This window comes from Paenirhodobacter sp. (genome assembly GCF_050177655.1).
Lineage (GTDB): Bacteria > Pseudomonadota > Alphaproteobacteria > Rhodobacterales > Rhodobacteraceae > Rhodobacter.
Genome location: NZ_JBFXGV010000032.1, coordinates 14769 through 38601, shown reverse-complemented (window position 1 = coordinate 38601; position 23833 = coordinate 14769). Strand labels below are relative to the sequence as shown.

Annotated in this window: 27 protein-coding genes and 1 tRNA gene; 17 read left to right on the top strand and 11 right to left on the bottom strand. The window is 67.6% G+C overall.

The window, feature by feature from the left end; genetic code table 11:
- On the bottom strand, positions 1–556 hold a 556-nt coding region (locus AB7U46_RS12030; protein ID WP_428337218.1), incomplete at its 3' end, for a homoserine dehydrogenase.
- A gap of 100 nt (positions 557–656) precedes the next feature.
- Entirely contained in the window at positions 657–857 is a 201-nt protein-coding gene (locus AB7U46_RS12025) for a hypothetical protein (RefSeq protein ID WP_428337217.1), read from the bottom strand.
- Positions 858–987: 130 nt separating this feature from the next.
- On the opposite strand from AB7U46_RS12025, the gene AB7U46_RS12020 reads away from it, so the two are divergent.
- Positions 988–1575: a TetR family transcriptional regulator gene (locus tag AB7U46_RS12020; RefSeq protein WP_428337216.1), complete on the top strand. Its 588-nt coding sequence runs from the start codon at positions 988–990 to the stop codon at positions 1573–1575.
- Positions 1576–1608: 33 nt separating this feature from the next.
- On the opposite strand, the gene AB7U46_RS12015 is transcribed toward AB7U46_RS12020, so the two are convergent.
- Genes AB7U46_RS12015 through AB7U46_RS12005 form a run of 3 tightly spaced genes read right to left on the bottom strand, consistent with a single transcriptional unit; the run spans position 1609 to position 4585 of the window.
- Positions 1609–2259 carry a hypothetical protein gene (locus AB7U46_RS12015; RefSeq protein ID WP_428337215.1) on the bottom strand — a complete coding sequence of 217 codons (651 nt, stop codon included), beginning with the start codon at positions 2257–2259 and terminating at the stop codon, positions 1609–1611.
- Positions 2260–2270: 11 nt separating this feature from the next.
- Positions 2271–2834 (bottom strand): TadE/TadG family type IV pilus assembly protein, encoded by a 564-nt coding sequence (locus AB7U46_RS12010; protein WP_428337214.1) that lies wholly within the window; start codon positions 2832–2834, stop codon positions 2271–2273.
- Positions 2835–2845: 11 nt separating this feature from the next.
- Positions 2846–4585, bottom strand: a complete 1740-nt coding sequence (locus AB7U46_RS12005; RefSeq protein ID WP_428337213.1) for a TadE/TadG family type IV pilus assembly protein — start codon at positions 4583–4585, stop codon at positions 2846–2848.
- Positions 4586–4899: 314 nt separating this feature from the next.
- Here AB7U46_RS12005 and dnaG point away from each other — a divergent pair, with 314 nt between their 5' ends.
- The 4 genes from dnaG (at position 4900) to AB7U46_RS11985 (ending at position 9985) form a co-directional block, all read left to right on the top strand.
- A complete protein-coding gene (gene dnaG, locus AB7U46_RS12000; protein ID WP_428337212.1) occupies positions 4900–6894 on the top strand; it encodes a DNA primase in 1995 nt (664 codons plus the stop codon).
- 137 nt (positions 6895–7031) lie between these two features.
- Positions 7032–9041: an RNA polymerase sigma factor RpoD gene (gene rpoD / locus AB7U46_RS11995; protein WP_428337211.1), complete on the top strand. Its 2010-nt coding sequence runs from the start codon at positions 7032–7034 to the stop codon at positions 9039–9041.
- 62 nt (positions 9042–9103) lie between these two features.
- Positions 9104–9415 (top strand): hypothetical protein, encoded by a 312-nt coding sequence (locus AB7U46_RS11990; protein WP_428337210.1) that lies wholly within the window; start codon positions 9104–9106, stop codon positions 9413–9415.
- Positions 9416–9586: 171 nt separating this feature from the next.
- The gene (locus AB7U46_RS11985; protein WP_428337209.1) at positions 9587–9985 is read left to right on the top strand and encodes a hypothetical protein; all 399 of its coding nucleotides are present in this window, start codon (positions 9587–9589) and stop codon (positions 9983–9985) included.
- Positions 9986–10003: 18 nt separating this feature from the next.
- Here AB7U46_RS11985 and AB7U46_RS11980 read toward each other — a convergent pair whose 3' ends face one another.
- Positions 10004–10867 (bottom strand): SDR family oxidoreductase, encoded by an 864-nt coding sequence (locus tag AB7U46_RS11980; protein ID WP_428337208.1) that lies wholly within the window; start codon positions 10865–10867, stop codon positions 10004–10006.
- Positions 10868–10972: 105 nt separating this feature from the next.
- Here AB7U46_RS11980 and AB7U46_RS11975 point away from each other — a divergent pair, with 105 nt between their 5' ends.
- From AB7U46_RS11975 to ribD, 5 genes are all read left to right on the top strand, one after another.
- A complete protein-coding gene (locus AB7U46_RS11975) occupies positions 10973–11335 on the top strand; it encodes a winged helix-turn-helix transcriptional regulator (protein WP_428337207.1) in 363 nt (120 codons plus the stop codon).
- A gap of 64 nt (positions 11336–11399) precedes the next feature.
- Positions 11400–11732, top strand: a complete 333-nt coding sequence (locus AB7U46_RS11970; protein ID WP_428337206.1) for a hypothetical protein — start codon at positions 11400–11402, stop codon at positions 11730–11732.
- Positions 11732–12142 (top strand): secondary thiamine-phosphate synthase enzyme YjbQ, encoded by a 411-nt coding sequence (locus AB7U46_RS11965; protein WP_428337205.1) that lies wholly within the window; start codon positions 11732–11734, stop codon positions 12140–12142. Before AB7U46_RS11970 ends, AB7U46_RS11965 begins: the two co-directional genes overlap by 1 nt.
- 143 nt (positions 12143–12285) lie before the next feature.
- Positions 12286–12756: a transcriptional regulator NrdR gene (gene nrdR, locus AB7U46_RS11960; protein WP_428337204.1), complete on the top strand. Its 471-nt coding sequence runs from the start codon at positions 12286–12288 to the stop codon at positions 12754–12756.
- Positions 12753–13844, top strand: a complete 1092-nt coding sequence (ribD, locus tag AB7U46_RS11955; RefSeq protein ID WP_428337203.1) for a bifunctional diaminohydroxyphosphoribosylaminopyrimidine deaminase/5-amino-6-(5-phosphoribosylamino)uracil reductase RibD — start codon at positions 12753–12755, stop codon at positions 13842–13844. Before nrdR ends, ribD begins: the two co-directional genes overlap by 4 nt.
- Here the strand turns inward: ribD and AB7U46_RS11950 are convergent.
- The 3 genes from AB7U46_RS11950 to AB7U46_RS11940 form a co-directional block, all read right to left on the bottom strand.
- A complete protein-coding gene (locus tag AB7U46_RS11950; protein WP_428337202.1) occupies positions 13841–15889 on the bottom strand; it encodes a capsular polysaccharide biosynthesis protein in 2049 nt (682 codons plus the stop codon). The two genes, ribD and AB7U46_RS11950, sit on opposite strands and share 4 nt — an antisense overlap.
- The gene (locus AB7U46_RS11945; RefSeq protein WP_428337219.1) at positions 15889–16986 is read right to left on the bottom strand and encodes a polysaccharide biosynthesis/export family protein; all 1098 of its coding nucleotides are present in this window, start codon (positions 16984–16986) and stop codon (positions 15889–15891) included. The genes AB7U46_RS11950 and AB7U46_RS11945 overlap by 1 nt, the downstream gene beginning before the upstream one ends.
- A 110-nt stretch (positions 16987–17096) precedes the next feature.
- Positions 17097–18383, bottom strand: a complete 1287-nt coding sequence (locus AB7U46_RS11940; RefSeq protein WP_428337201.1) for a capsule biosynthesis protein — start codon at positions 18381–18383, stop codon at positions 17097–17099.
- Positions 18384–18567: 184 nt separating this feature from the next.
- Here AB7U46_RS11940 and AB7U46_RS11935 point away from each other — a divergent pair, with 184 nt between their 5' ends.
- The 6 genes from AB7U46_RS11935 to AB7U46_RS11910 all read left to right on the top strand — a co-directional run bounded on the left by AB7U46_RS11935 (position 18568) and on the right by AB7U46_RS11910 (position 22767).
- The gene (locus AB7U46_RS11935) at positions 18568–19158 is read left to right on the top strand and encodes a riboflavin synthase (protein WP_428337200.1); all 591 of its coding nucleotides are present in this window, start codon (positions 18568–18570) and stop codon (positions 19156–19158) included.
- Positions 19159–19270: 112 nt separating this feature from the next.
- Entirely contained in the window at positions 19271–20404 is a 1134-nt protein-coding gene (gene ribB / locus AB7U46_RS11930) for a 3,4-dihydroxy-2-butanone-4-phosphate synthase (RefSeq protein WP_428337199.1), read from the top strand.
- Between the two features lies 1 nt (position 20405).
- Complete coding sequence (locus AB7U46_RS11925) at positions 20406–20957, top strand: 6,7-dimethyl-8-ribityllumazine synthase (RefSeq protein WP_428337198.1); 552 nt, start codon at positions 20406–20408, stop codon at positions 20955–20957.
- Positions 20954–21460, top strand: coding sequence for a transcription antitermination factor NusB (gene nusB / locus AB7U46_RS11920; protein WP_428337197.1), 507 nt, complete (start codon positions 20954–20956; stop codon positions 21458–21460). The genes AB7U46_RS11925 and nusB overlap by 4 nt, the downstream gene beginning before the upstream one ends.
- Positions 21461–21608: 148 nt before the next feature.
- Entirely contained in the window at positions 21609–21959 is a 351-nt protein-coding gene (locus tag AB7U46_RS11915) for a hypothetical protein (RefSeq protein ID WP_428337196.1), read from the top strand.
- A gap of 328 nt (positions 21960–22287) precedes the next feature.
- The gene (locus tag AB7U46_RS11910; protein WP_428337195.1) at positions 22288–22767 is read left to right on the top strand and encodes an MmcB family DNA repair protein; all 480 of its coding nucleotides are present in this window, start codon (positions 22288–22290) and stop codon (positions 22765–22767) included.
- Here AB7U46_RS11910 and AB7U46_RS11905 read toward each other — a convergent pair.
- Entirely contained in the window at positions 22751–22963 is a 213-nt protein-coding gene (locus AB7U46_RS11905) for a DUF6324 family protein (RefSeq protein WP_428337194.1), read from the bottom strand. The genes AB7U46_RS11910 and AB7U46_RS11905 overlap by 17 nt on opposite strands.
- 123 nt (positions 22964–23086) lie before the next feature.
- Here AB7U46_RS11905 and AB7U46_RS11900 point away from each other — a divergent pair.
- Positions 23087–23163, top strand: a tRNA-His gene (locus AB7U46_RS11900).
- 109 nt (positions 23164–23272) lie between these two features.
- Here AB7U46_RS11900 and mntR read toward each other — a convergent pair.
- Entirely contained in the window at positions 23273–23722 is a 450-nt protein-coding gene (gene mntR / locus AB7U46_RS11895; RefSeq protein WP_428337193.1) for a manganese-binding transcriptional regulator MntR, read from the bottom strand.
- Between the last annotated feature and the right edge of the window lie 111 nt (positions 23723–23833).

Genomic DNA, 23833 nt, shown 5'->3' with positions numbered 1-23833 from the left:
AGACGGTGTCATAGGGCAGGCCGGCGTCTTCCATCCGGGTCAGGATGTAGTTGCAGGTGCCGTTCATCACCCCCATCACGCGGCGGATGCGATTGCCGGCGAGGCCCTCGGTCAGCGCCTTGATGACGGGGATGCCGCCAGCGACGGCCGCTTCGAAACGGATCACCCGGCCGAGGCTTTCGGCCAGTTCGGCGAGCGCCTGGCCGTGATGCGCGAGCAGCGCCTTGTTCGCGGTGACGACATCCTTGCCGGCCTTGAGCGCGGCCTCGGTCGCCGCCTTCGCCGCGCCCTCGTGCCCGCCCATCAGCTCGACGAAGACGTCGACATCCGCGCGCTGAGCGAGGGCGACCGGGTCGCTTTCCCAGGCATAGGCCGACAGATCGGCGTCGCGGTTCTTGGTGCGGTCGCGCGCGGAGACGGCGGTGATCGTGACCGCCCGGCCGGTGCGCGCGGCGATCAGATCGGCGTGGCGCTGCACGATCTTGACGGTGCCGATGCCCACGGTGCCGAGCCCCGCGATGCCGAGACGGAGCGGTTTTGCGGCGGGGGTGGACATGGGAACCTCGTCGAATGGGAGCGTTGCGCGCTCTTAGCCTGTCGGCGCCCGCCATGCAACGCGGCACAGGCGGCTTTCGCCCCCTTCGGGGCGTTCCGCCCTATGGCGTCTCGTGGCGCAGCGCCTCGGCGCGGGCGTTGAGCGCGGCGGCGCGCGCCTCGATCGCGGGGGCGGGGGAGGGGGTGAGCGGCGCCTCGTCGAGCAGCGTTTCCATCGGCACGAGCGCGGGATAGTCGCCCTCGCGCGCCGCGCCGCAGCCCGCGAGCGTGAGGCAGATCAGGATCAGGGCGGGACGGGTCATCTTGCCTCCGGGTCGGATGGCGCGACAATAGGCGGGCCGGGCGCGCAAGGCCAGAGCCCTTCGCGCGGGGGGGTGGGGTCGGGCGCACGGCCGGTTTGATATTGAACGCGCGTTCAGATAGCGTGGCGTCATGGCACGCAAGACCGGCTCCCATTCCGAAATCACCGGCCCGCGCATCCGCGCGGAGGCGAGCCGGCTTTTCGCGCGCCACGGCTTTGCCGCGGTCTCGATGCGGCAGATCGCGGCGGCGGTGGGGGTGCAGGCGGGGGCGCTTTATCTTTACACGCCCGACAAGGAGGCGCTGCTCTTCGATCTGCTGAAATCGCATATGGAGGAGCTGCTCGCCGCCTGGGGCGAGGAGCCGCGGGGGCAGGGGGCGATGGCCGCGCTCGAGGCTTTCGTGCGCTTTCACATCCGCTTCAACCTGATGCGGGCGGAGGCGGTGTTTCTGAGCTACATGGAATTGCGCAACCTCGGGCCGGAAAATTTCGCGGTGATCGAGGGGCTGCGCCGGGCCTATGAGACCGAGCTCGAGACGATCCTGAAGGCGGGGCAGGCGGAGGGGGTCTTTGCTGCGCCCGACACCAAGCTTGCGACGATGGCGATCATCGCGATGCTGACCGGGGTCAATACCTGGTATCGAGAGGGCGGGCGGCTGAGCCGCGCCACGGTCGAGACGATCTATTGGGACATGGTGCGCAAGGCGGTGGGCGCCTGAGCGGGGAGGGCGCCGCTGCCGGCGCCCACGGGGTCACTTGGTGGTGTCCCAGGTGGTGCGCACGCCGCGCGGCCGGGTCACCGCGAGGCTCGAGAAGCGGAGATTCGAGCTCAGCCCCTGCTGCGTCCAGGTCTTGCCGTCGAGCATCATCGCGCGGTTGCCGAGGCCGAAGATCGGCCAGTAGAAATAGGAGCTTTCCACCACCACCGCCATGTCGCCCGCCGCCATCACCGGGATCCGGTCGGCCTCGGCGTTGATCGAGGCCTGGGTGTGTTTCGCCACCGCGGAATTGGTGGTGTAGGAGGCGGTGACACTCGTGTCGTCCTCGGCGGTATTGAGGGTGAAGAGCTTGGTCTTGCCGTCGCAATTGTTCAGGTTGCTGTTGGTCGCGGTGCAGGAGATCAGCGTCACCCGCAACCAGGTGTAGTTCGAATTCGGTGCGTTCGAGATATAGTCGAAGACCTTCTTCAGCCCCTCGACATAGTCCGGCCCGATCGCATTGGCCTCGCGCGAGATCAGGTCGCCCACCACATAGGTGGCGCGCGTCGCGATCGAACGGACGCGGAAGGCGTCGTAGAACTGGAAGGCGATCGCATACCAGCCGAGCAGCAGGAGCCCGCCGAAAAGCCCCTCGATCGGGATCGAGCCGCGGCGGTCGGTCAGAAGCTTGCGGAGAAAACGCATCCTCGCCCCTCCTATTCCAGCACGAAGGCGGTGGTGGTGACGAGCGCGGTCTGCCCGCCCGCATCGCGCACCAGCGCCCAGGCGAGCGGGTCCACCTCGGTCATCGTGTCGACCTTGAGGCAGGCGCGCATGATCATCATCTGGTTCGACGAGCCGCCCGTCAGCACCGGGTTCAGCGCCACGCTCGAGGAGGAATCGGTGCACAGCGGAGCCGCGCTGTTCGCCGCCGTCCAGGTCGTGGTGTCGATCGGAAAGACCTCGACGGCGAGCCGGTCCATGCAGTTCGGGATATAGGCGATGTTGTTGCAGATCGAGCGCTTGAGCACGTCGTGATCGGTCGGGAAGGGCTGCATGCCGAGCCGCAGGATCCGCGCCGTCAGGTCGACCCCGCGATCGAGCAGCGTCTGTTTCAGGATCAGCACGCAAAGCTCGACCGAGGCGGTCATGATCATGATGAAGAGCGGCAGCCAGAGCAGCGCGGGGATCGTGACCGCGCCCTCTTCCGAGGCGCGCAGCCGGGCCAGAAGGCGGCGCCGGGGCCGCGCCTCGGGGGTTTGGGCTTGGGTGCTGGACATTCTGTCCTCCCTCAGTTCGTCAGCCTGAGCGAGTTGATCGACGACGCGATCGAGGCAAAGGCATCGGTCAGGCCGCTCGCGGTCACGTTATAGGCGTAGCTGTCCGCCGTGGCGCATTTGCGCAGGATCTCCCGGCCCTCGGTCGGCGCGTTCACCGCGACGGTGAAGACGACGATGCCGTGGGTTTTGTCCTTGGCGGTGGTGCACAGGTTGCTCAGCGCCGTGTCCTTGTCGGTGAATTCCGACTGCACCGCCATGTCCTCGTAGATCGACGTCGTGGTGTTCGAGTAGGAAATCGAGTGCATCGGCGGATAGAGGAAGGTCTGGATCACGTATTGCAGCGAGTAGCCCTTGTCCCAGATCGTGTCCCAGGTGATCGGGTAGATATTGCTCGGCATCTGGTAGGCGTAATACCACTTCGCATAGCGGAAGCTGTAATAGGGCTTCGTGCGCGAGGCGTCGTAGTAGTAGAGCCCGTTCCAGTAGGTCGAGTTGCTCGAATTCGAGAAGGCGCTGGCGCTGACCGTCGAGACGAAGTTCGACTCGCCCGTGCGATAGGCCGGTTTCGTCGAATAGGAGCGCGTGTTCTGGCCGTCGGTCATCAGCACGAGCACCTTCATCGAGGTCTCGTCCACCGCCTTGGTGCCGTCGTCATAGTCGAGCGGGCGCCCGGCGAGATCGGAGCTCGCCCAGTTCTTCGAGATCATCGAGGTGAGCGCGGGGCGCGCCGCCGGATCGAGCAGCCCCAGGCCCCAGCGCGCGCCGATGTCGATCGCGGTGTCGCCGCCGGGGGTGAGGGCGTTGATCTTGTTGTTGATCGTGGTCTGGTCGTTGCTGAAGGCGAGCACCGAGGAGACGCTGTTTTCCTTGCAGTTCATGTTGTAGGCATTGGTCTGCACCGACCAGGTGCCCTGGCCGAGTGCGGCCTGGCCCCAGTAGTCGAAGCTGTCGCCATACATCGTGCGCTGCAGCGTGGTCGAGGGCGAGATCGCGATCGAGGTGTCGGAGAGCACTTCGAGATCGGCGCAGGTGTTCTTGGTATGGTCGGAGGACAGCTTGAAGACCGAGCTGACCTGAGAGCCGAGCGTCACCTGCTGGTTGTAGGGCACGATCGAGATCGAGAGCCGGCCCGCCGGGGCCGTCGGCGGCTGCACCGTGTCGAACATCTGGTCGACGAAGTTCAGCGCGGCGGGGCGCAGCTGATCCATCCGGGTCGGGTAGACGCCCATGTAGCGGCTGTCGTTGTCGTGGTAGATGTTGTAATCCATCGAGCCCGAGATATCGAGCACGAGCGAGATCTCGACGTTGCCGACCGATTCCTCGGCCTGGCTGTTGCCGGCGGCGGCAAGCTCGGTCACGCCGACGAGCGGGCCGAAGATCGTCGGCATCCGGTCCTTCACCGAGATCGTGACGCGGCGCCATTCCTTGAAGCTGCCCTCCTCGACCACCGGCTTGATGTCGAGATAGGAGAGGCCCGCCTTCTCGACGTAGTCCTTGACCACGAATTCCGGGTCGAGATCCTGCGAGAGCGAGGCGGCGGCAAGCGCGGCGCGGTCGATGGTGTTCTGGATCAGCGTGCGGCGTTCCTCCTGCCGCACGAGGTCGATGGCGATGCCGGTGCACACCAGCATGACGAGGAAGATCTGGATGCTGAGGATGATCAGCGCGCCATCCTCCTCGGCGGCGAAGCGGCGCAGCCAGCGGCGCGCCCCCTTGCCCGATTGTTCTTTTTTCTGCTCGTTCTGCATCATCGCTGCCTTTTCGAACGCCTCGGGCCAGCCCGCAAAAGGGTTGGCGCATGAGAGTTTTCCGCTGATCGTTATCACCGCGATTCAGGGCCGAAATGAGGCATTCGCGAGGCATTCGCGCCCGATTGTGGGGCAGGGCGGGCCAATTCCGCTGCCTGCGCGGGCGCCGTTTCGTCGGGTTCGACAATTCGCCACATGTTTTCCGGGTTCGTTACGATTTTACGAAATCCGTTAACCTCCGGCCGCTCCGATTCGTTAACGATGCGTGCGGTGACCCCCTCTCGACTCCGGCGCGCCGCCGCCCAATATAGGGGGTTATGAGTCTGCCCCCCGGTTTCCTCGACGAGCTGCGCAATCGCGTGACCATCTCCCAGGTGGTCGGGCGCAAGGTCGTATGGGACATGCGCAAGTCGAACCAGGCGAAGGGCGATTTCTGGGCGCCCTGTCCCTTCCATCAGGAAAAGAGCGCCTCCTTCCACGTCGACGACCGCAAGGGCTATTACTATTGCTTTGGCTGCCACGCGAAGGGCGATGCGCTGACCTTCCTGCGCGAGACCGAGAATGTCGGCTTCATGGAGGCGGTCGAGATCCTCGCGCGTGAGGCGGGGATGCAGATGCCCGCGCGCGATCCGGTCGCCGCGCAAAAGGCCGACCGGCGCAGCGAGCTTGCGAAGGTGATGGAGGAGGCGGTCCGGCATTACCGGTTGCAGCTGAGCATGCAGGGCGGCGCGCAGGCGCGCGACTATCTCGCGCGGCGCGGGCTTGGTCAGGCGGCGCAGGACCGGTTCGAGATCGGTTTTGCGCCCGATCAGCGGCAGGGGCTGTTCAATGCGCTGAAGGCGAAGGGGATCGCCCCCGATCTGATCGTCGAGGCCGGGCTTTGCGCGAAACCCGAGGATGGCGGCGCGCCCTATGACCGGTTTCGCGGGCGCATCATCTACCCGATCCGCGACGGGCGGGGGCGGGCGATCTCGCTTGGCGGGCGCGCGATGGACCCGAACGCGCGGGCGAAATATCTCAACGGGCCGGAGACCGCGCTTTTCGACAAGGGGCGCAACCTCTACAACCACGGCCCTGCGCGCGAGGCCTGCGGCAAGGGCGCGCGGCTGATCGTGGCCGAGGGCTACATGGACGTCATCGCGCTGGTCGAGGCGGGGTTCGGCGGGGCGGTCGCGCCGCTCGGCACCGCGGTGACGGAGGAGCAGCTGCATCTGATGTGGCGCATCCACGACGAGCCGGTGATCGCGCTCGACGGCGACGCGGCGGGGATGCGCGCGGCGCTGCGGGTGATCGACCTTGCGCTGCCGCTCCTTGAGGCGGGCAAGGGGCTGCGCTTCGCGATCCTGCCGGGCGGGCAGGATCCGGACGAGCTGATCAAGGCGGAGGGCAAGGGCGCGATGGAGCGGGTGCTCGAGGGCGCGCGGCCGATGGTCGACCTGCTCTGGACCCGCGAGACCGAGGGCAAGGTCTATGACAGCCCCGAACGCCGCGCCGCGCTCGACAAGACGCTGCGCGCGACGATCAGCCGGATCAAGGATCCCTCGATCAAGGCGCATTACGGCGAGGAAATCAAACGCCTGCGCGAGGAGCTTTTCGGCATCGGCCGCGGGCGGCGCGACAGTTTCGGGCGCGACGATTTCGGCCGCGAGGGCGGCGCCCGTGGCACCGGCCCCCGCAGCGCGACGCCCTGGCGCGGTGGCTTCGGCGCGAAACCCCCGGCGCTGCCGCTGCCCGCGACGCGCTCGACGCTGCTCGTCACCGCCGGCGATACCCAGGTCGCCGAACACCTGCGCGAGACGATGATCCTCGCGATCCTCGCGACCCATCCCACGCTCGTCGCGGAATTCGAGAGCCAGCTCGAGGCGCTCGAACTTGGCCTTGCCGATCACGAGGCGCTGCGCGGCGCGATGCTGCGCCATGCGCATGAGTCGGCCGAGGCGCTTGCCACCGCACTCGAGGCGGAAACCGGCGATCTGCTTGAAAAGCTGCGCGCCCATCCCCATGTGCGCACGGCTCCCCCGGTGCTGCGCCGCGACGAGCCCGATTTCGCCCGCATGTGCCTGGCCGAGGAAATGGCCAAGCTGCAGGCGGCGCGGGCGGTGCGGGCGGAAACCGAGGAGGCGATGGAAGAGATCGAAGGCCTGGCCGACGAGGGCGTGACCTGGCGCATCACCCAGGCAACCCGCGCCGTGCATCAGGCCGCGCGCTCGAAGCTCGAGGATACGGGCGACATGGGAGAGGACCGCGAGGCAATGTCTGCCTTCCTGCAGGCATTGCTTGAGAAACATGGTGGCGGGAAAAGCAGATCCTGAGGCGCGCAGGGAGGTGATTGATTCGCCCCTGTGATTCGCCCCTGTGATTCGCTACAACCGCTGGAAACGATTCGATTGCGTCGCGCCGCGTGCGACGGGGCACTGCCCGACCGACCGAGCCCGATTGAGGAGCAGACATGGCCGCCAAGGACATCGACGACAACAAGCCCGAGACTGCCGCCGAGGAGGATACCTCCTTCGACATGAGCCAGGCCGCGGTCAAGCGGATGATCGCCGAGGCGAAGGAGCGCGGCTATATCACCTATGACCAGCTCAACGCGGTGATGCCGCAGGACCAGGTCTCCGGCGATCAGATCGAGGACGTGATGTCGATGCTCTCCGAGATGGGCATCAATGTCGTCGAGGCCGAGGAGGCCGAAGAGGGCGAAAGCGGCGCGGTGGTCGAGACCGGCTCCGGCTCGCGCGAGGTCGCGGTGGCGAGCTCGACCTCGGAAACGCTCGACCGCACCGATGACCCGGTGCGGATGTACCTGCGCGAGATGGGCTCGGTCGAGCTGCTCTCGCGCGAGGGCGAGATCGCGATCGCCAAGCGCATCGAAGCCGGCCGCAACACGATGATCGCCGGGCTTTGCGAAAGCCCGCTGACCTTCCAGGCGATCACGATCTGGCGCGACGAACTTCTCAACGAGGAGATCCTGCTGCGCGACGTGATCGACCTCGAGGCGACCTTCGGGCGCAATCTCGAGGGCGACGAGGAGCTGGAGGGGGGCGAGGGGCTCGAGGAGCCCGGGGCCGAGGCCGAGCCCGGCGCGGAGCCGGTCGCGCGCCGCCCCGGATCGGAGGAGCCCGAGCTCGACGCCGACGGCAACCCGATCTCGCGCGTGGACGACGAGGACGAGGACGACGACAGCTCGAACATGTCGCTCGCCGCGATGGAAGCGGCGCTGAAGCCGAAGGTGCTCGAGACGCTCGAGGTGATCGCGCGCGATTACGCGCGCCTTGCCGAGATGCAGGATCTGCGGATGTCGGCGACGCTGAACGAGGACGGCACCTTCACCGTCGCCGAGGAGGCCGCCTATCAGAAGCTGCGCTCGGAGATCGTGCTCCTGGTGAACGAACTTCACCTGCACAACAACCGCATCGAGGCGCTGATCGACCAGTGCTACGGCATCAACCGCAAGATCATGTCGATCGATAGCGGCATGGTGAAGCTCGCCGATGCCGCGCGCATCAACCGGCGCGAGTTCATCGACGAATACCGCGGCTACGAGCTCGACCCGACCTGGATCGACCGCATGGCCGACAAGCCCGCCCGCGCCTGGCAGACGCTTTTCGAAAAGAGCCGCGAGAAGGTCGAGGATCTGCGCGCCGAGATGGCGCAGGTCGGCCAATATGTCGGCGTCGACATCTCCGAATTCCGCCGCATCGTGAACCAGGTGCAGAAGGGCGAGAAAGAGGCCCGTCAGGCGAAGAAGGAAATGGTCGAGGCGAACCTGCGCCTCGTGATTTCCATCGCGAAGAAATACACCAACCGCGGGTTGCAATTCCTCGACCTGATCCAGGAAGGCAACATCGGGTTGATGAAGGCGGTCGACAAGTTCGAATACCGCCGCGGCTACAAGTTCTCGACCTATGCGACCTGGTGGATCCGTCAGGCGATCACCCGCTCGATCGCCGATCAGGCGCGCACGATCCGCATCCCGGTCCACATGATCGAGACGATCAACAAGCTCGTCCGCACCGGGCGGCAGATGCTGCACGAAATCGGTCGCGAGCCGACGCCGGAGGAACTGGCCGAAAAGCTGCAGATGCCGCTCGAGAAGGTGCGCAAGGTGATGAAAATCGCCAAGGAGCCGATCTCGCTCGAAACGCCGATCGGCGACGAGGAAGACAGCCAGCTTGGCGATTTCATCGAGGACAAGAACGCCGTCCTGCCGCTCGACTCTGCCATTCAGGAGAACCTGAAGGAGACGACGACGCGGGTTCTGGCCTCGCTGACCCCGCGCGAGGAACGCGTGCTGCGCATGCGCTTCGGCATCGGCATGAACACCGATCACACGCTCGAAGAGGTCGGTCAGCAGTTCTCGGTCACCCGCGAACGTATCCGCCAGATCGAGGCGAAGGCACTGCGCAAGCTGAAACACCCGAGCCGGAGCCGCAAACTGCGCTCCTTCCTCGACCAGTGAGACAGGCGCCCCCGCAAGGGGGCGTTTTCATTTCGAGATACGTTTTTCAGAAGGATGCCTTGATGAAACGGATTTTGATCTGTCTGGCCGCGGCGTTTCTGGCCGCACCGGCCTGCGCGCAGCAGACGCGCAGCTATGGCGCCGAGGATGTCGCCGGGTTCAGCTGCAACCCCAATGGTGCGGTCATGCAGCTGCGCGACGGGGGACGGATCTATCTTGGCCGATCCTGCGATGCGTCGGTGCCCGGGCATGGCGCGGGGCATTGGTGGTATGCGGCGCACGCCACCGTGGTCGTGGCGCCCGGCTTCGAGGGGTTCTTCAACTTCGTCGAGCCTCCCTGCAAGTCCCTGACCTATTGCGCCCCGCCGAAGTGACCCCGGCCGCGGTTTTCCGGCCCAAGGGAGCTGGACCGACCGGCTTCCCCTTCATCTTGCGAAAAATACCTCGGGGGTGCGGGGGCAGCGCCCCCGCCCGCCCTTGGACTTGCGCCCTCCGCCTCCTAGATCAGACCCATCCGGGCCACCGGAATTATCGGAGATCCTCCCATGCGCTTGCTGTCCCTTCCGCTCACCGCTGCCCTCCTCGCCCTCACCGGGCTTGCCGCCGAGGCCGGAGGCGCCGGCTTTCCGGCGGTGAACGGGCTCACCGTCCAACCCACCGGTGCGCAGGCGTTCCACGTCGCCTTCGGCGGGCTCACCGGCAACGATGATTTCTGGTGTGCCGCGGGCGATTACGTCACCCGCGGCCTCGGCCTGCCGCCCTCGACGCGGATCTACCGCACCTCGGCGCCGCCGCGCCGTGCCGGCGAGGGGGTCGATTTCTCGCTGAGCGACGCACAGGCGACGGACAGCGGCTTCACCCGTTTCGGCGCGACCGACAAGGGGATGAGTGCCGCGGCGGCGCAGCACTACTGCCAGCGGTTCCTGATGATCCCCTTCGACTGACGGCCGGGCGCGTCGCGCTCAGGCGAGTGCGCGCGCGATGGTCTGCGCCATTGGCTCGGTCGGATGCCCGATGAGCGCCGAGAGCGCGCCGCCCGCCTCGTAAAGCGCGCCTTTCGCCGCCTGAGCGTCGCTGTCGGCGAGGATCTTGGCAAAGCCCTCGGGCAGGCCCGCGCCGATCAGCGCCGCCGCATAGTCGGCCTCGGGCATGTCGACGTAGCTCACCGTCTTGCCCGCCGCCTGCGACAGCAGCGCGGCGAAGTCGGCGAGCGTCACCGCGCTGTCGCCGGCAAGCTCGTAGGTCTTGCCCTCATGCCCGGTGCCGGCCAGAACCACCGCCGCCGCCTCGGCATAGTCGTGCCGCGGTGCGGTCGAGAACTTGCCCTCGCCAGCCGCCCCGAAATGCTTGCCAAGCGCCAGATCGGTTTCGAGCGCGGCGAGCAGGTTCTCCGAATACCAGCCATTGCGCAGGAAGGCGTGGGGGATGCCGCTTTCGACGATCATCGTCTCGGTCGCCTTGTGCTCGGCGGCGAGCGCCATCGCCGAGGCCTGCGCGTTCAGGATCGAGGTATAGGCGATGAAGCCGACGCCCGCGGCCTTCGCCGCCGCCACCGCATTGCCGTGCTGGCGCGCGCGCTGGCCTACCGCCGAGCTCGAGATCAGCAGCAGCCGCCCGACGCCCACGAAAGCCGCGGTCAGGCTTGCGACATCGTCATAATCGCCGATCCGCGCGCCGATCCCCTGCGCCTGCAGCGCCTCGGCATCGGCGGGCTTGCGCACGAGGCCGAGGATCTGCGCGGGCGCGACCTTCGTCTTCAGCGCCGCGATCACCAGCTGGCCGAGCTGACCGCTCGCGCCGGTCACCATGTAAAGGGTCTCGCCCATGTCGTTTCCTTTCGGTTTCGAATCGAATATAAGTCTCATTTAGAGACTGCCATGCGGCGGCGAAAGGAGGCAGCTTTGCCTGCCAAGGTTACCTGGAGGGAACCGATGCGCGATTTCGAGGGGTTCGATCTGGCAAACTGCCCGGTGCGCCATGTGCTCGACCATCTGGCGGCGAAATGGACGACGCTGATCCTGCTCGAACTCGAGCCGGGGCCGCAGCGGTTCAACGCGCTGGCGCGGGCGCTGCCCGACATCTCGCGCCGGATGCTGACGCAATCGCTGCGCGATCTCGAACGCGACGGGCTGATCGCGCGCGCGGTGTTTCCGACGAAACCGCCGAGCGTCGAATACAGCCTGACGCCGCTTGGTCACTCGCTGCTCGGCCCGCTGAACGGGCTGATCCGCTGGGCGACCGAGCGCGCGCCCGAGATCGCCGCGGCGCGCGCGGTCTTTGCGGCGCAGGCGTGAGGGCAAGGGCTTTTCGCCGCGGCAAGCGCCTGCTAGGCTTGCCGAAATCCCGACGGAGACCCCGATGACCCGCCTTTTCCTGCTTTCGCCGCTCCTGCTTGCCGCCTGTGTCGAGGGCATGCCCGCCGACCCGAAGGCGCCGCGCATGGATCAGGCCGGCACCTGTTTCGCCGTGGTTTCCGCCGAGGAGGGCGGCACCTGGGCGCTGACCCGCGGCATCGGCGACGGCTCGAAGGAGCCGAAGGGCGTGATCAAGCGCGGCCTGAGTGCGGCGCAGGTCGATGCCGCCTTCGCCAAGGAGCAGGCGATCATGGCGATCGAGCCGGAATGCCTCGCGGTCTATGCGAAGGACCGTTCGCAGGCGGTGCCGCTGCCCGCGCCGGCGCCGAAGGCCTGATGCACCGCCGCTTCGAGATCGCGACGCGCGGCCCCGGGCTTTACGAATTCACCCGTGAGGTGGCGGACTGGGTGCGCCCCTGCGAGGAGGGGCTGCTCACGCTGTTCATCCGCCACACCTCGGCGAGCCTGCTGATCCAGGAGAATGCCGATCCGGAGGTGCGGGTCGATCTGGCCGAGTTCTTCGACCGGCTGGTGCCGCCCTCGGACCGGCCGGAGATGGGCTGGATGCGCCACACCTATGAGGGGCCGGACGACATGCCGGCCCATGTGAAGGCGGCGCTTTTGCCGGTGAGCCTGCAGATTCCTGTCATTTCGGGGCGGATGGCGCTTGGAACCTGGCAGGGAATATACCTTTTCGAACATCGCCGCGCGGCGCATCGGCGCGAGGTTCAGGCGCTCCTGCGCTGAGTCCCGCTCGCCACAGTCGGGCGGGGCTGCATCTGGGGCTCTCACATTTTTGCTACCCAAGACGTGGCATCGCCCCTATAGTCCTGTGGATAACCGGGGCGTCAGACCCCACATGAGGCGGGAACAGGAACAAGGGGGAAGCCATGCGCTGCCCGTTTTGCGGTAATGTCGATACACAGGTAAAAGACAGTCGACCGGCCGAGGATCATGTTGCGATCCGTCGGCGGCGGTTCTGCCCGGCCTGCGGGGGCCGGTTCACCACCTACGAGCGGGTCCAGCTGCGCGATCTGGTGGTGATCAAATCCTCGGGCAAGCGCGAGGATTTCGACCGCGACAAGCTCGAACGTTCGATCCGCATCGCGATGCAGAAGCGCCCGATCGAACCCGAACGCATCGACCAGATGATCTCGGGCATCGTGCGGCGGCTGGAGTCCCTGGGCGAGACCGACATCCCCTCGCGCACGATCGGCGAGATCGTGATGGAGACGCTGGCGCGGATCGACACCGTCGCCTATGTCCGTTTTGCGAGCGTTTACAAGAACTTCCAGGCGGCGGACGATTTCGACAAATTCGTTTCCGAGCTGCGCCCGCCAAGCGCGGGGGAAGCCGAGTGAGCGAGGCCGACAGCCGCTTCATGCGGCTGGCGCTGTCGCTTGCCGCGCGGGGGCTGGGCAATGTCTGGCCGAACCCGGCGGTGGGCTGCGTGATCGTCAATGAGGGCCGCATCGTCGGCCGCGGCTGGACCCAGCCGGGCGGCCGACCCCATGCCGAACGCCGCGCGCTCGATCGCGCGGGGGCGGCGGCGCGGGGCGCGACCGCCTATGTCACGCTCGAACCCTGCGCGCATTTCGGCAAGACGCCGCCCTGCGCGATGGGGCTGATCGAGGCCGGTGTGGCGCGGGTCGTTTCCGCCCATGAAGACCCGGATCCGCGGGTCTCGGGGCAGGGGCATGCGATGCTGCGTGCCGCCGGGGTTCAGGTCGACGTCGGGCTGATGGAGGCCGAGGCGCGCGCGCTTCAGGCCGGGTTCCTCAGCCGGATTACCCTTGGTCGTCCGTGGGTTGCACTGAAACTCGCGACCTCTTTCGACGGCCGGATCGCGCTTGCGAATGGCGAGAGCCAGTGGATCACCTCGGCGCCTGCGCGCGCGCGGGTGCATGCGCTGCGCGCGCGGTTCGATGCGGTGATGGTCGGCGGCGGAACCGCGCGGGCCGACGATCCGCTGCTCACCGTGCGCAGCTTTGCGCCGCTGCGCCAACCGGTGCGGGTGGTGGCGAGTGCCCGGCTCGACCTGCCGCGCGCGCGGCTTGCGGGATCTGTGTCCGAGGCCGGGCTGTGGCTCGTGCATGGGCCGGAGGCGCCGGTCGAGGCGCGGGAGTACTGGGCCGGGATCGGCGCGGAGCTGATCGAGGTTCCCGTTTCGGATCAGGGGCTTGATCCGGCAGCCCTGCTGACGGCGCTGGGCGCGCGGGGGCTGACGCGGGTCTTCTGCGAGGGCGGCGGGCAGTTCGCCGCGAGCCTGATGCGCGCGGAGCTCGTCGACGAGCTGATCGGCTTCACCGCCGGGGTGGCGCTGGGCGCCGATGCGCGGCCGGCACTCGGGGCGCTCGGGCTCGCGCGGCTGGCGGAGGCGCCGCGGTTTTCGCTTATCTCCGAAGAGGTGATCGGCGGCGACATTCTGCACCGCTGGCGCCGTGCCTAGCGCCAGAGAAAGGCGTAGGCGGCAAAAAATCCCTGCAGTTTCGCGGTGATCCGGTTCAGCGCGCTGGGGTGCGGCAGCCGTCCGGTGGCGAGGCGTTCGAGCACGACCTCGGGCGGGCAGGGGCGGTTCGAGACCGGGTCGAAATAGCGCGGATAGGCGATCAGCGCGGCATGGGCGAGCTGAAGGAGATCGACGCGCGCGCGGCGGCGTTCGGGGATCGCGCCGAGGTCGCGGGTGAGGCCCCAGCCGGCGTAGAACGGGGCGCCGGTCACGCTCACCCGCTTGCCGCGGATCAGCGCCTCGAACCCCATCAGCGAGGTCATGGTGAAGACCTCGTCGCAGGCGGCAAGGATCGCGGCACTGTTCGATTTGTGCAAGACGAGATCGGCGTGGCGCAGCGCCTCCGCCTCGTCGATCCGGCCCGGGCGCAGGCCGGCCTCGACATCGGGGTGAGGTTTGAAAAGGATTACTGCACCCGGGTTTTCCGCGCGTGCTTTCGCCAGTAATGCAAGATTTGTGCTGATCTCGCCGGCGCCGAGGCGGATCGAGGCATCGTCCTCCACCTGCCCGGGCACGAGGATCCGGTGGCCCTCGGGCAGGGGTGGGATCTCGCCGTCGAGGTTGTATTTCGTCACGCCGGCCCGGGTCAGCGCCGCGATCAGCCGCTCGGCGCGCGCCCGCCCGCCGGGGGGCGGTTCGCGGGCGATCAGCGCCTCCAGGTCGGAGGGGCGCGTCGGGTCGTAATAGATCCCCTGCCGGTCGGTGACCAGCGAGAGTGGCGGGATCAGATCGGCGCCAAGCCCGCGCGAGCGCAGGAAGCCGTCTTCGACGCGCAGGCAGGGGGCGGTGAAATCCGCGGGCTCCTTGCCGGCCCAGATCAGCAGGTTGCGCCCGGTCGCGGCGGCGCGTTCGACGGCTTTCCCGGGCGGATCGACAAAGCGCAGCGGCACCTCGCGGCCGAAAAAACGCTGCAGCGGGCGGCGTTTCCAGAGCCGCATGCCACTCGCGACATGGCCGTGCCGGTCGGCGCGCCAGGCGCGGGTCTCGGCCTCGAGCTGATCGACCGCCTCCTCGAAACTGCACAGCCGTTCGCGGCAGGGGTCGAACCAGGTCGGCGCGAGGATATGGCTCACCGCGAAGATCTGCGCGCGGGTCAGGCGGCGGGCGCGGCGGGGCACCGGGTTCTCGTCCTGCGTCAGCCCCCAGCCGCCGTAGAAGGGCTGGCCGAAGACGCGCGGCTTGTGCCCGGCGAGGATCGCCTCATAGCCCATCAGCGAGGAGACGGTATAGACCGCGATCGCCCCGTCGAGCAGTTTCCAGGGCGAGACGGGCGCGTCATAAAGCTCGGTGCGGGCGTCGCAATGCTCGGGGCCGTAATGGCCGCCGCGCGCGCCCGATCGGGTCTCGGGATGGGTCTTGATCAGGATCCGCGCGCCCGGGTTCTCGATCTGCGCGACGGCGAGCATCTCGCGGAAGGTGGCGGGCGTGGCGCCGCCATGGGCGACCGAGGCATCGCCCGCGGTCTGGTCGATCACCAGCACATAGCCCGGGGCAGGGGGGGCGAGATCGGGGTCGAAATCGTTGTATTTCGAGAGATCGAGCGCCTTCAGCCGGCCGATCCCGTCGCGCGCCCGTTGCAAAAGCGCAGTGTCATCCAGTGGCGCGCGGGCGAGCAGGCGCTCGATCATCGAGGGTGTCGCGCTGTCGAAATGCACGCCCTCGGGGTCGATCAGGAGGCCGAGCGGGGCGCCGCCGCCCGCGCGCCCGGGGTGGATCGAGCGCAGGAAGGCGTCTTCGAGCCGCACGAGGCCGACACCGTGGCGCGCGGCCATCGCCTCGCCGCGCGCGGCGTAAGCGCTGCGGCCCCAGACGGTGACGCGATCGCCGGGGCCGGGGCGGCCGAGGTGCAGCGACCAGCCCGCGGCCTGCAGGATCCGGCGCAGCCCGGCGGCCCCGGGCCAGCCGGGCAGGAGCCCCGCGTTGTAATGGAAAAGCCGCCGGGAAGCCTCCCCGGCGGCCTGATCCTGCACTGGCCCGGCGGGCATCAGTTCCCGGCGAGCGAGTTGAGCGAGTTCGCGGTGCCGACCGAACCGGTAAGCGCCGAGAGCGACTTCTGCCACTGCACATAGGGTGCCTCGGTGACATAGACGGTGTCGCCGTCGCGGATCACGAAGTCCCGGGCGAGGAACATGCCGTTCGGCTCGGTCAGGTCGAGCACGTAGATCATGCGCTGATCGCCGACGAGATCGTCGCGGCCCAGAACGACGCGGGCGATCTCCGCCGGTTCGTTGCGGAAGACGAAGACGCCCTTCGGATCGGCGAGGCCCGATTGCAACCCGCCGACGGTGGCGATCGCCTCGAGCGCGGAGAGCGTCTGCGTCTCGAACGGGACGCGCGCCTGCGCGCCGGTCGCGCCGAGCGAGGTGAAGGCGCGGGTGTCCTGTTCGACGAGGATCACGTCGTTCGGGCGCAGCGCGATGTCCATTTTCGGGTTCTCGTAGAGATCCTTGAGCCAGATCGTCCCCGATTTGCCGCCGCGTTTCACGGTGATCTTGGCGACCTCCGGCTTGATCGTGACGCCGCCGGCGCGCGCGAGCATCGCCGAAAGCGTGCGCGTCGGGCGTTCGATCGCATAGACGCCCTGGCCGCCGATCGAGCCCATGATCGAGACGGTCGAGCCGTCGCCCGCCGCGCGCGCCACCGCGACCTGCGGGTCGGGGGTCTGGGCGTCGAGCTTTTCGGTGATGACCTTGCGCAGGCTGTCGGGCGAATTGCCCGCCGCCTTGATCCGGCCGGCATAGGGCACGAAGATATAGCCCGAGCCGTCGACCTGCACCTCGGTGAGCTGCGTCGGCATGCCCTTCTTGCCGAGCACGCCGTCATCGACGTTCTCCCAGATCGTCAGCACCAGCGTGTCGCCCGGGTTGATCGTGTCGGAGCCGACGACGCCCGCCTTGAGGAAATCGGAGGAGAAGCCGAGCGCCGGCTGCACCGCGGTGGCGCGGGTGACATGGTCGTTCACCGAGATGACGAAGGCATCGCCCTGGCGCATCACCGAGCCCGAGTAGATCTCGCGCTTGTTCGGGCCGGACCGCGGCAGGCCACAGGAAGCGGTCCCCAAAAGGGTCGCCGACAGGCCCATGAGCAGGGCCCTGCGGTTGGTTTTGATCGTCACTGCTCGGCTCCTTTTCGGGGCGTTTTTCTGACTTTTGCGCGGGAGCCTAGCAAAAAGCACGAAAAAAGCCAGCGAGATCAGTTGACGACCCGCAACTGTTGCCGTGGCGCCGCTTTGCCGGCGGTGAGCGCGTCATAGGGATCTTCCGGCGCGAGCATCATGTCGACCACCTGCCGCATCAGGATCCGCCGTCCGCGCGCCGAGTAGAAGCCGCCGGGCACCTGGCTCGTTTCGAGCAGGTAGTGGCGGTAGTCGCGATAGGCGCGGGTGTCGGGGCGCTTCGGCGCGGCGAAGAATTCGGGCAGCGGCTGGTCGGAGACGAATTCCGGCTTGTCGAAGACGGCGCGGCCGAAGGCCTTCAGCGGCAGCCCGCGCCAGAGCACCTGCTGCGCGGCGGTGGAATTCACCGTCACCGCCGAGCGCGCCTGGGCGAGCAGCGCGGCAAGCTTGCCGCCGCGGATGAAATGCACCCGCCCCGTCAGCCCGTAGCGCAGCGTCGCCTCCTGGATCGCGCGGATGATCGGCGCGCGCCCGTCCTCGAGCGGATGCGCCTTGAACACCAGGTGATGATGCGCGGGCGCCCCCTCGGCGAAACCCGCCATCACCAGCTCGATGAACTCGGTCTGCGAGGTGAAGGGGGAGTGCATGCGGAAGCTGGCGTCATGTTCGAGCTGCATCAGCACGAGATGGATCGGAAAGCCGCCAAGCCGCACCCGGGCGGTGGCGATCGCGCGCTCGATCCGGTGCACCGGCATCAGCAGCAGGCGGCGCAGATAGAGGCGGAACTCGTCGAAGACGGTGATCCCGCGATGCGGCGCGAAATTGCGGTAGGGCCCGTTCCGCACCATGACGAAGAAATGGTAGAGCGCGCCGTAGAAGACATGGTGGCGCATGTCGCCCCAGCGCGGCGGTGCCTCGGGGAACTCGATCTCGCTTTGCGCCAGCGCCGCGCGCATTTCGGGCACGCTCATCTGCATCAGCCGCGAGTTGCCGTTCGAGCCGCCGCGCTCGTAGCTGACCCAATAGGGCCGCAGGTAACCCTCTTCGAAGACATGGACGGTCACCCCCGCCGCCTGCGCCGCGGCGATCGCCTGGGCGTGGATCGGCCGGGTGTCGCCGTAAAGCACGAGATCGGTCACCGATTTTTCGGCGATCAGCGCGGCGATCCTGGCGGGCCAGTCCTCGGGGCGGTCGGTGAAACGGATGTAGGAGGCGGGGTCGAACCAGAAATTCTCGTCGCCCTTGTTGAAGCCGACGCGCCAGACCGTCGTCCCCGCGGCGCGCAGCATCCGCGCCAGCTGATGGAAGAAGGGGCCATGCGGCCCCTGCAGCATCAGGAAGGTTCGGCTCGCGTGGCGGTGCATCGTGTCGCTTTCGGTTCTTGCCCCCTTCTTGCGGGAAACGGCGCGGAAGTCACGGGGAATTCCGTCCTGGTTAACGCAGCCCTGCGGCGGCAATGGGGCGAAACCGTGCCCGAAGCGTCGCTTCGCGGTCTTGCGCGAGGGCGCGCTTGCGGGCTAGGCAGGGGCAGCAAAAGGGAGCCCCGAGATGTTCACCGGAATCGTGACCGACAAGGGCGAGATCGCCGAACTGGAACAGGCGGGCGATCTGCGCGCGCGGATCCGCTGCCATTACGAGATGGAGGGCGTCGACATCGGCGCCTCGATCGCCTGCAACGGCGTCTGCCTGACGGTGATCGAGAAGGGGCCTGACTGGTTCGACGTGCAGATCTCGGCCGAGAGCGTGGCGAAGACCAATATCGCCAGCTGGCAGGTCGGCACCGAGATCAACCTCGAACGCGCGCTGAAAGTGGGCGACGAGCTTGGCGGGCATATCGTCTCGGGCCATGTCGACGGCGTGGCCGAGATCGTGGCGATCCGCGACGAGGGGGACAGCACCCGCTTCACCTTCCGCGCGCCCGAGACCCTCGCGAAATACATCGCGCCGAAAGGGTCGGTCGCGCTCAACGGCACCTCGCTCACCGTGAACGAGGTCGAGGGCACCACCTTCGGCGTCAACATCATCCCGCACACCAAGGCGGTGACGGTCTGGGGCCAGGCGAAGCAGGGCGACCGCGTCAACCTCGAGATCGACACGCTCGCGCGCTACGTCGCGCGGCTGACGGAATGGCAGGGCTGAGCGGGAATTCCCGCATCGCACAGCGCCTGTGCATTGACTTTGCGGCGCGCGCGTCCTTTGTGACGTTCAGATTTCGCTCTGGCCCGCGGGCCTGATGGGCAAGGAGGAAGTGATGACGAAGCCGGTGGAAAAGACGGGTGACATGAGCGCCCCGGGCCCGGTCGAGAAGAGCTATTCCGACGTGATCTCCTCGATCGAGGAGATCATCGAGGATGCGCGCAACGGCAAGATGTTCATTCTCGTCGACCACGAGGACCGCGAGAACGAGGGCGACCTCGTGATCCCGGCGCAGATGGCGACGCCGAATGCGATCAACTTCATGGCGACGCATGGCCGCGGGCTGATCTGCCTCGCCCTGCCGGGGAGCCGGATCGACGCACTGGGCCTGAGCCTGATGAGCGCGCAGAATTCGTCCCGCCACGAGACCGCCTTCACCACCTCGATCGAGGCGCGCGAGGGCGTCACCACCGGCATTTCGGCGCATGACCGCGCCCGCACCGTCTCGGTCGCGATCGACCCGTCGAAGGGCGCGGCCGACATCGCCACCCCCGGCCACGTCTTCCCGCTGCGCGCCCGCGAGGGCGGCGTGCTGGTGCGCGCCGGCCATACCGAGGCCTCGGTCGACATCGCGCGGCTCGCCGGGCTGAACCCCGCGGGTGTGATCTGCGAGATCATGAACGAGGACGGCACCATGGCGCGGCTGCCCGATCTCGTCGCCTTCGCGCAGAAGCAGGGGCTGAAGATCGGCACGATCTCCGATCTGATCGCCTATCGCCGCCGCTACGACAACCTCGTGCGCGAGAGCGCGCAGAAGGCGGTCACCTCGGCCTTCGGCGGCGACTGGTCGCTGCGCGTCTTCACCGACGAGACCCAGGGCGCCGAACACCTCGTGCTGACCAAGGGCGACATCACCTCGCCCGAGCCGGTGCTGGTGCGGATGCATGCGCTCGACCCGATGGTCGACGTGCTTGGCCTCAACGCCGCGAAACAGGGCGAGATGGGCCGCGCGATGGAAGCGATCGCCAAGGAGGGCCGCGGCGTCGTCGTGCTCCTGCGCGAGACCGCGATGAAACTGGCGCAGCCCGGCGAGGCCTCGCCGCAGACGCTGCGGCAATACGGGCTCGGCGCGCAGATCCTCTCGGCGCTGGGCGTCTCGCGGCTCGTGCTGCTGACCAATTCGGGCCTGCCGAAGGTGGTCGGCCTCGAGGGCTACGGGCTCGAGATCGACGGTACGCGGGGGTATTGAGATGGCGGCGAACGAACAGCATTACACCCTCCCGCTGCCGGTCTTCGACAAGCCGGTGAAGCTTCTGATCGTCGTCGCGCCCTATTACCGCGACATCGCCGACAACATGATCGCCGGGGCGCAGGCCACGGCGGCGGCGGCGGGCGCCAGCGTCGATCTGATCGAGGTGCCCGGCGCACTCGAAGTGCCGACCGCGATCGCGATGGCGGGGCGGATGGCCGATTACGACGGGTTCGTCGCGCTCGGCTGCGTGATCCGGGGCGAGACGACGCATTACGAGACGGTCTGCAACGACAGCTCGCGCGCGCTCTCGATGCTTGGCCTGCAGGGGCTTTGCATCGGCAATGGCATCCTCACCGTCGAGAACCGCCCGCAGGCCGAGGTCCGCGCCGACCCCGCCGATCAGAACAAGGGCGGCGGCGCCGCTGCTGCGGCCTTGCATCTGATCGCGTTGTCGCGCAAATGGGCGGGCCGGACGAAGGGGATCGGTTTCCGCCCGCAGGGTGAGTCGATCCGCATCGCCGGTGAACCCGAAGGACCGAGCCGCGCATGACCGAAGACACCGCCCCCACCGACAAGCCGAAGAAGCTCACCCCCGAGGAGAAGCGCCGGATGAAATCCGCCGCGCGTCTCTACGCGGTGCAGGCGCTCTTCCAGATGGAGGCGGCGGGCCAGCAGGTCGACCGCGTCGCGCGCGAGTTCGAGGATTTCCGCTTCGGCCTCTCGCAGGAGGACGGCGCCGAGGAGATCGCCGAGGGCGACAGCAACCTCTTCCGCCGGATCCTCGACGAGGCGGTGATGTGGCAGGCGAAGATCGACCAGGCGACCGACCGCGCGCTCAAGGCGACCTGGCCGATCGACCGCATCGACCCGGTGCTGCGCGCGCTCTTCCGCGCCGCGGGCGCCGAGATGGTCAACCCGGCGACGCCGATCAAGGTCGTGATCAACGAGTTCGTCGAGGTCGCCCGCGCCTTCTTCCCCGAGGGGCGTGAGACGAAATTCGTCAACGCCGTGCTCGACCACATGGCCCGCGAGCTGCGCGCCGAGGCGTTCTGAGCCCTCTCGCGCCGCGGGTCGGCGCGAAATCGGCTATTTCCGGCGCATCTTTGTGCGACGCGGTGCCGCGCCGTCGTTTTTGCCTGCGATTGCCTGTTCAAAAACGTCGCGGCTGCGTTACATTGAAGGCAAGACAAGGGGAATCGTCATGCCTGAACTCATTCGCGTCTATATCCGCAACGTCTTTTTCGGGGCGGGTCTGTCGGCGGCGTTCGTGGCGCTCCTGCTGTATTTCAACGTCGCGAACCTGCGTCACCTGATCTTCGCTTCCGACATCGGCTATATCGCGGTGGCGCTGCTCTTCGTGTTCAACACCGTCGTCTTCGCCGGGGTGCAGTTCGCGATAACCATCATGCGCATGGCCGAGGACGAGACGCCCCCGGGCGGCGGCAAGCGCGACGGCATCCCCGCCGGCCTCGACAAGGCGGCGAACATGGTCGCCGTGCCGGTGCCGGCCGAAACCAAGACGCAACGCCGCAAGACCAATCTGCCGCTCTGATCTGCGCTCCGAAGATCGCGGCATGAAGCACCCCCGCCCCGGCGGGGGTCTTCTTTTATGCGCGCGGTCAGGGGAGGGGAGTGGCGGAAACCGCAGCAACCGTAGGGGCGTGAATTTCCCGAGAGCCTGACAAGTCAGGTGGGAGCCAGGTAACGAGACCAGGATCTCGCCAGAGCCAGCCCCCTCGGAAATGGTTATCGGCCACTGGAAAAGGGCCCCGTTTACGAGAAGAGCAGAAACCGCCGACCCCAGAGATAGGCGCGCGGGCGCGCTTCGGCAAGGGGCTGCCGCGCTGGACAAATGTTCACACTTCGTTCATGGTCTGGCGATGACCGACGCCCTGACCCCGCCCCCGCTCACCCCTGGCCAGTTGCTCGCGCGCGGCGCGGCGCGGCTGCTCGCCGATCACGGTTTCGCCTGCGTCGCGGAATTCGTGCCGCGCCCGGGGCTGCGGGTCGATGTGATGGCGCTCGGGCGGGGCGGTGAGCTCTGGGTGGTCGAGTGCAAGTCGGGGCGCGCCGATTTCGCCGCCGATCACAAGTGGCAGAATTATATCGACTATGCCGACCGGTTCTTCTGGGCGGTGGATGAGGCGTTTCCGACCGAGATCCTGCCCGAGGGGACCGGGCTGATCGTCGCCGACCGCTTCGGCGGCGAGATCCTGCGCTACGGGCCGGAGGCGAAGCTCGCCGCCGCGCGGCGCCGGGCGCTCACGCTCGGTTTCGCGCGCACCGCGGCGCTGCGGCTCCAGGGGCGGGCGGATCCCGCCGCGCCCTCGGTGCCGGGGCGGCTTAGCGCTTTCCTTTAGGCTTCTTGCCCGCGGCCATCTCGCGCGCGGCCTCTGCCGCGGCCATCAGCTCCTCGGCGATCTCCTCGGCTTCTTCGGGCTCGAAGTCGAAGGGCAGCTCGAATCCCTCGCCGGTGACATAGATCCGCACCATGCCGTGGTCGGTCGGGCCGATCTGCAGATCGCCGGTGATTTCGCTTTGCTTGTTGATGGTCATGACGGCCTCCGTGTTCGTTCTGGCCTAGCCTGAGGCGGGCGAACGGGCAAGTGCCTCGCGCGGTGCGAAACCTGCCATTGCCCCTTGCAATCCCGCGCGGCTGCCGCTAAATCCCCGCGCAGTGCCGCCTTAGCTCAGTTGGTTAGAGCACCAGATTGTGGATCTGGGGGTCCCCCGTTCGAGCCGGGGAGGCGGTACCACTCTCCAGACATCGCCGGAAACGCCGTCGCCGCGCCCCTCGCGCGCGTCCCGCGGCGATTCGTGCTTCCCGCGGGGGCGGGAAGGCTGTTGATCGTGTTTTCTGGCGGCTCAGCTGCGCCGCGCGAGGAAGGCCTCGAAAGCGTGCAGCGTGACTTCGGAGACGTGATGCTCGAGCCCCTCGGCGTCGAGCTCGGCGGTCTCCTGCGGCACGCCCACCGCGACCAGAAGATCGACGACGGTGCGATGGCGCGCCCGCACCCGCGCGGCGAGCGCTGCGCCCGTCTCGGTCAGGAACACGCCGCGATAGGGGCGCGACATGGCCAGCCCCTCGCGCTTGAGCCGCGCCACGGCCTTCGTCGCGGTCGGATGCGTCACCCCCATCCGCGCCGCGATATCGGTGATCCGCGCCTCGCCGAGATCCTGCGTGAGATCGTCGATCATCTCGGCGTAATCCTCGAGCACCGCCATCGACTGCGCCGCCCGCGCCTGGCTGAAGCGCGCGCTCGACACCGGCAGGGGCTCGGCCGTTTCCGGCCCAGTCTCGTCGAAATTGTCCATCATCTCCTCCGATGGGGAACACTTTACAGCCTCGGCTTCATCTTGAAAACCAGATGAAAGGTCAGGCTTTGCGACATTTTCCCGCGTGGCGTGTGGAAGCCCTTTGACAAA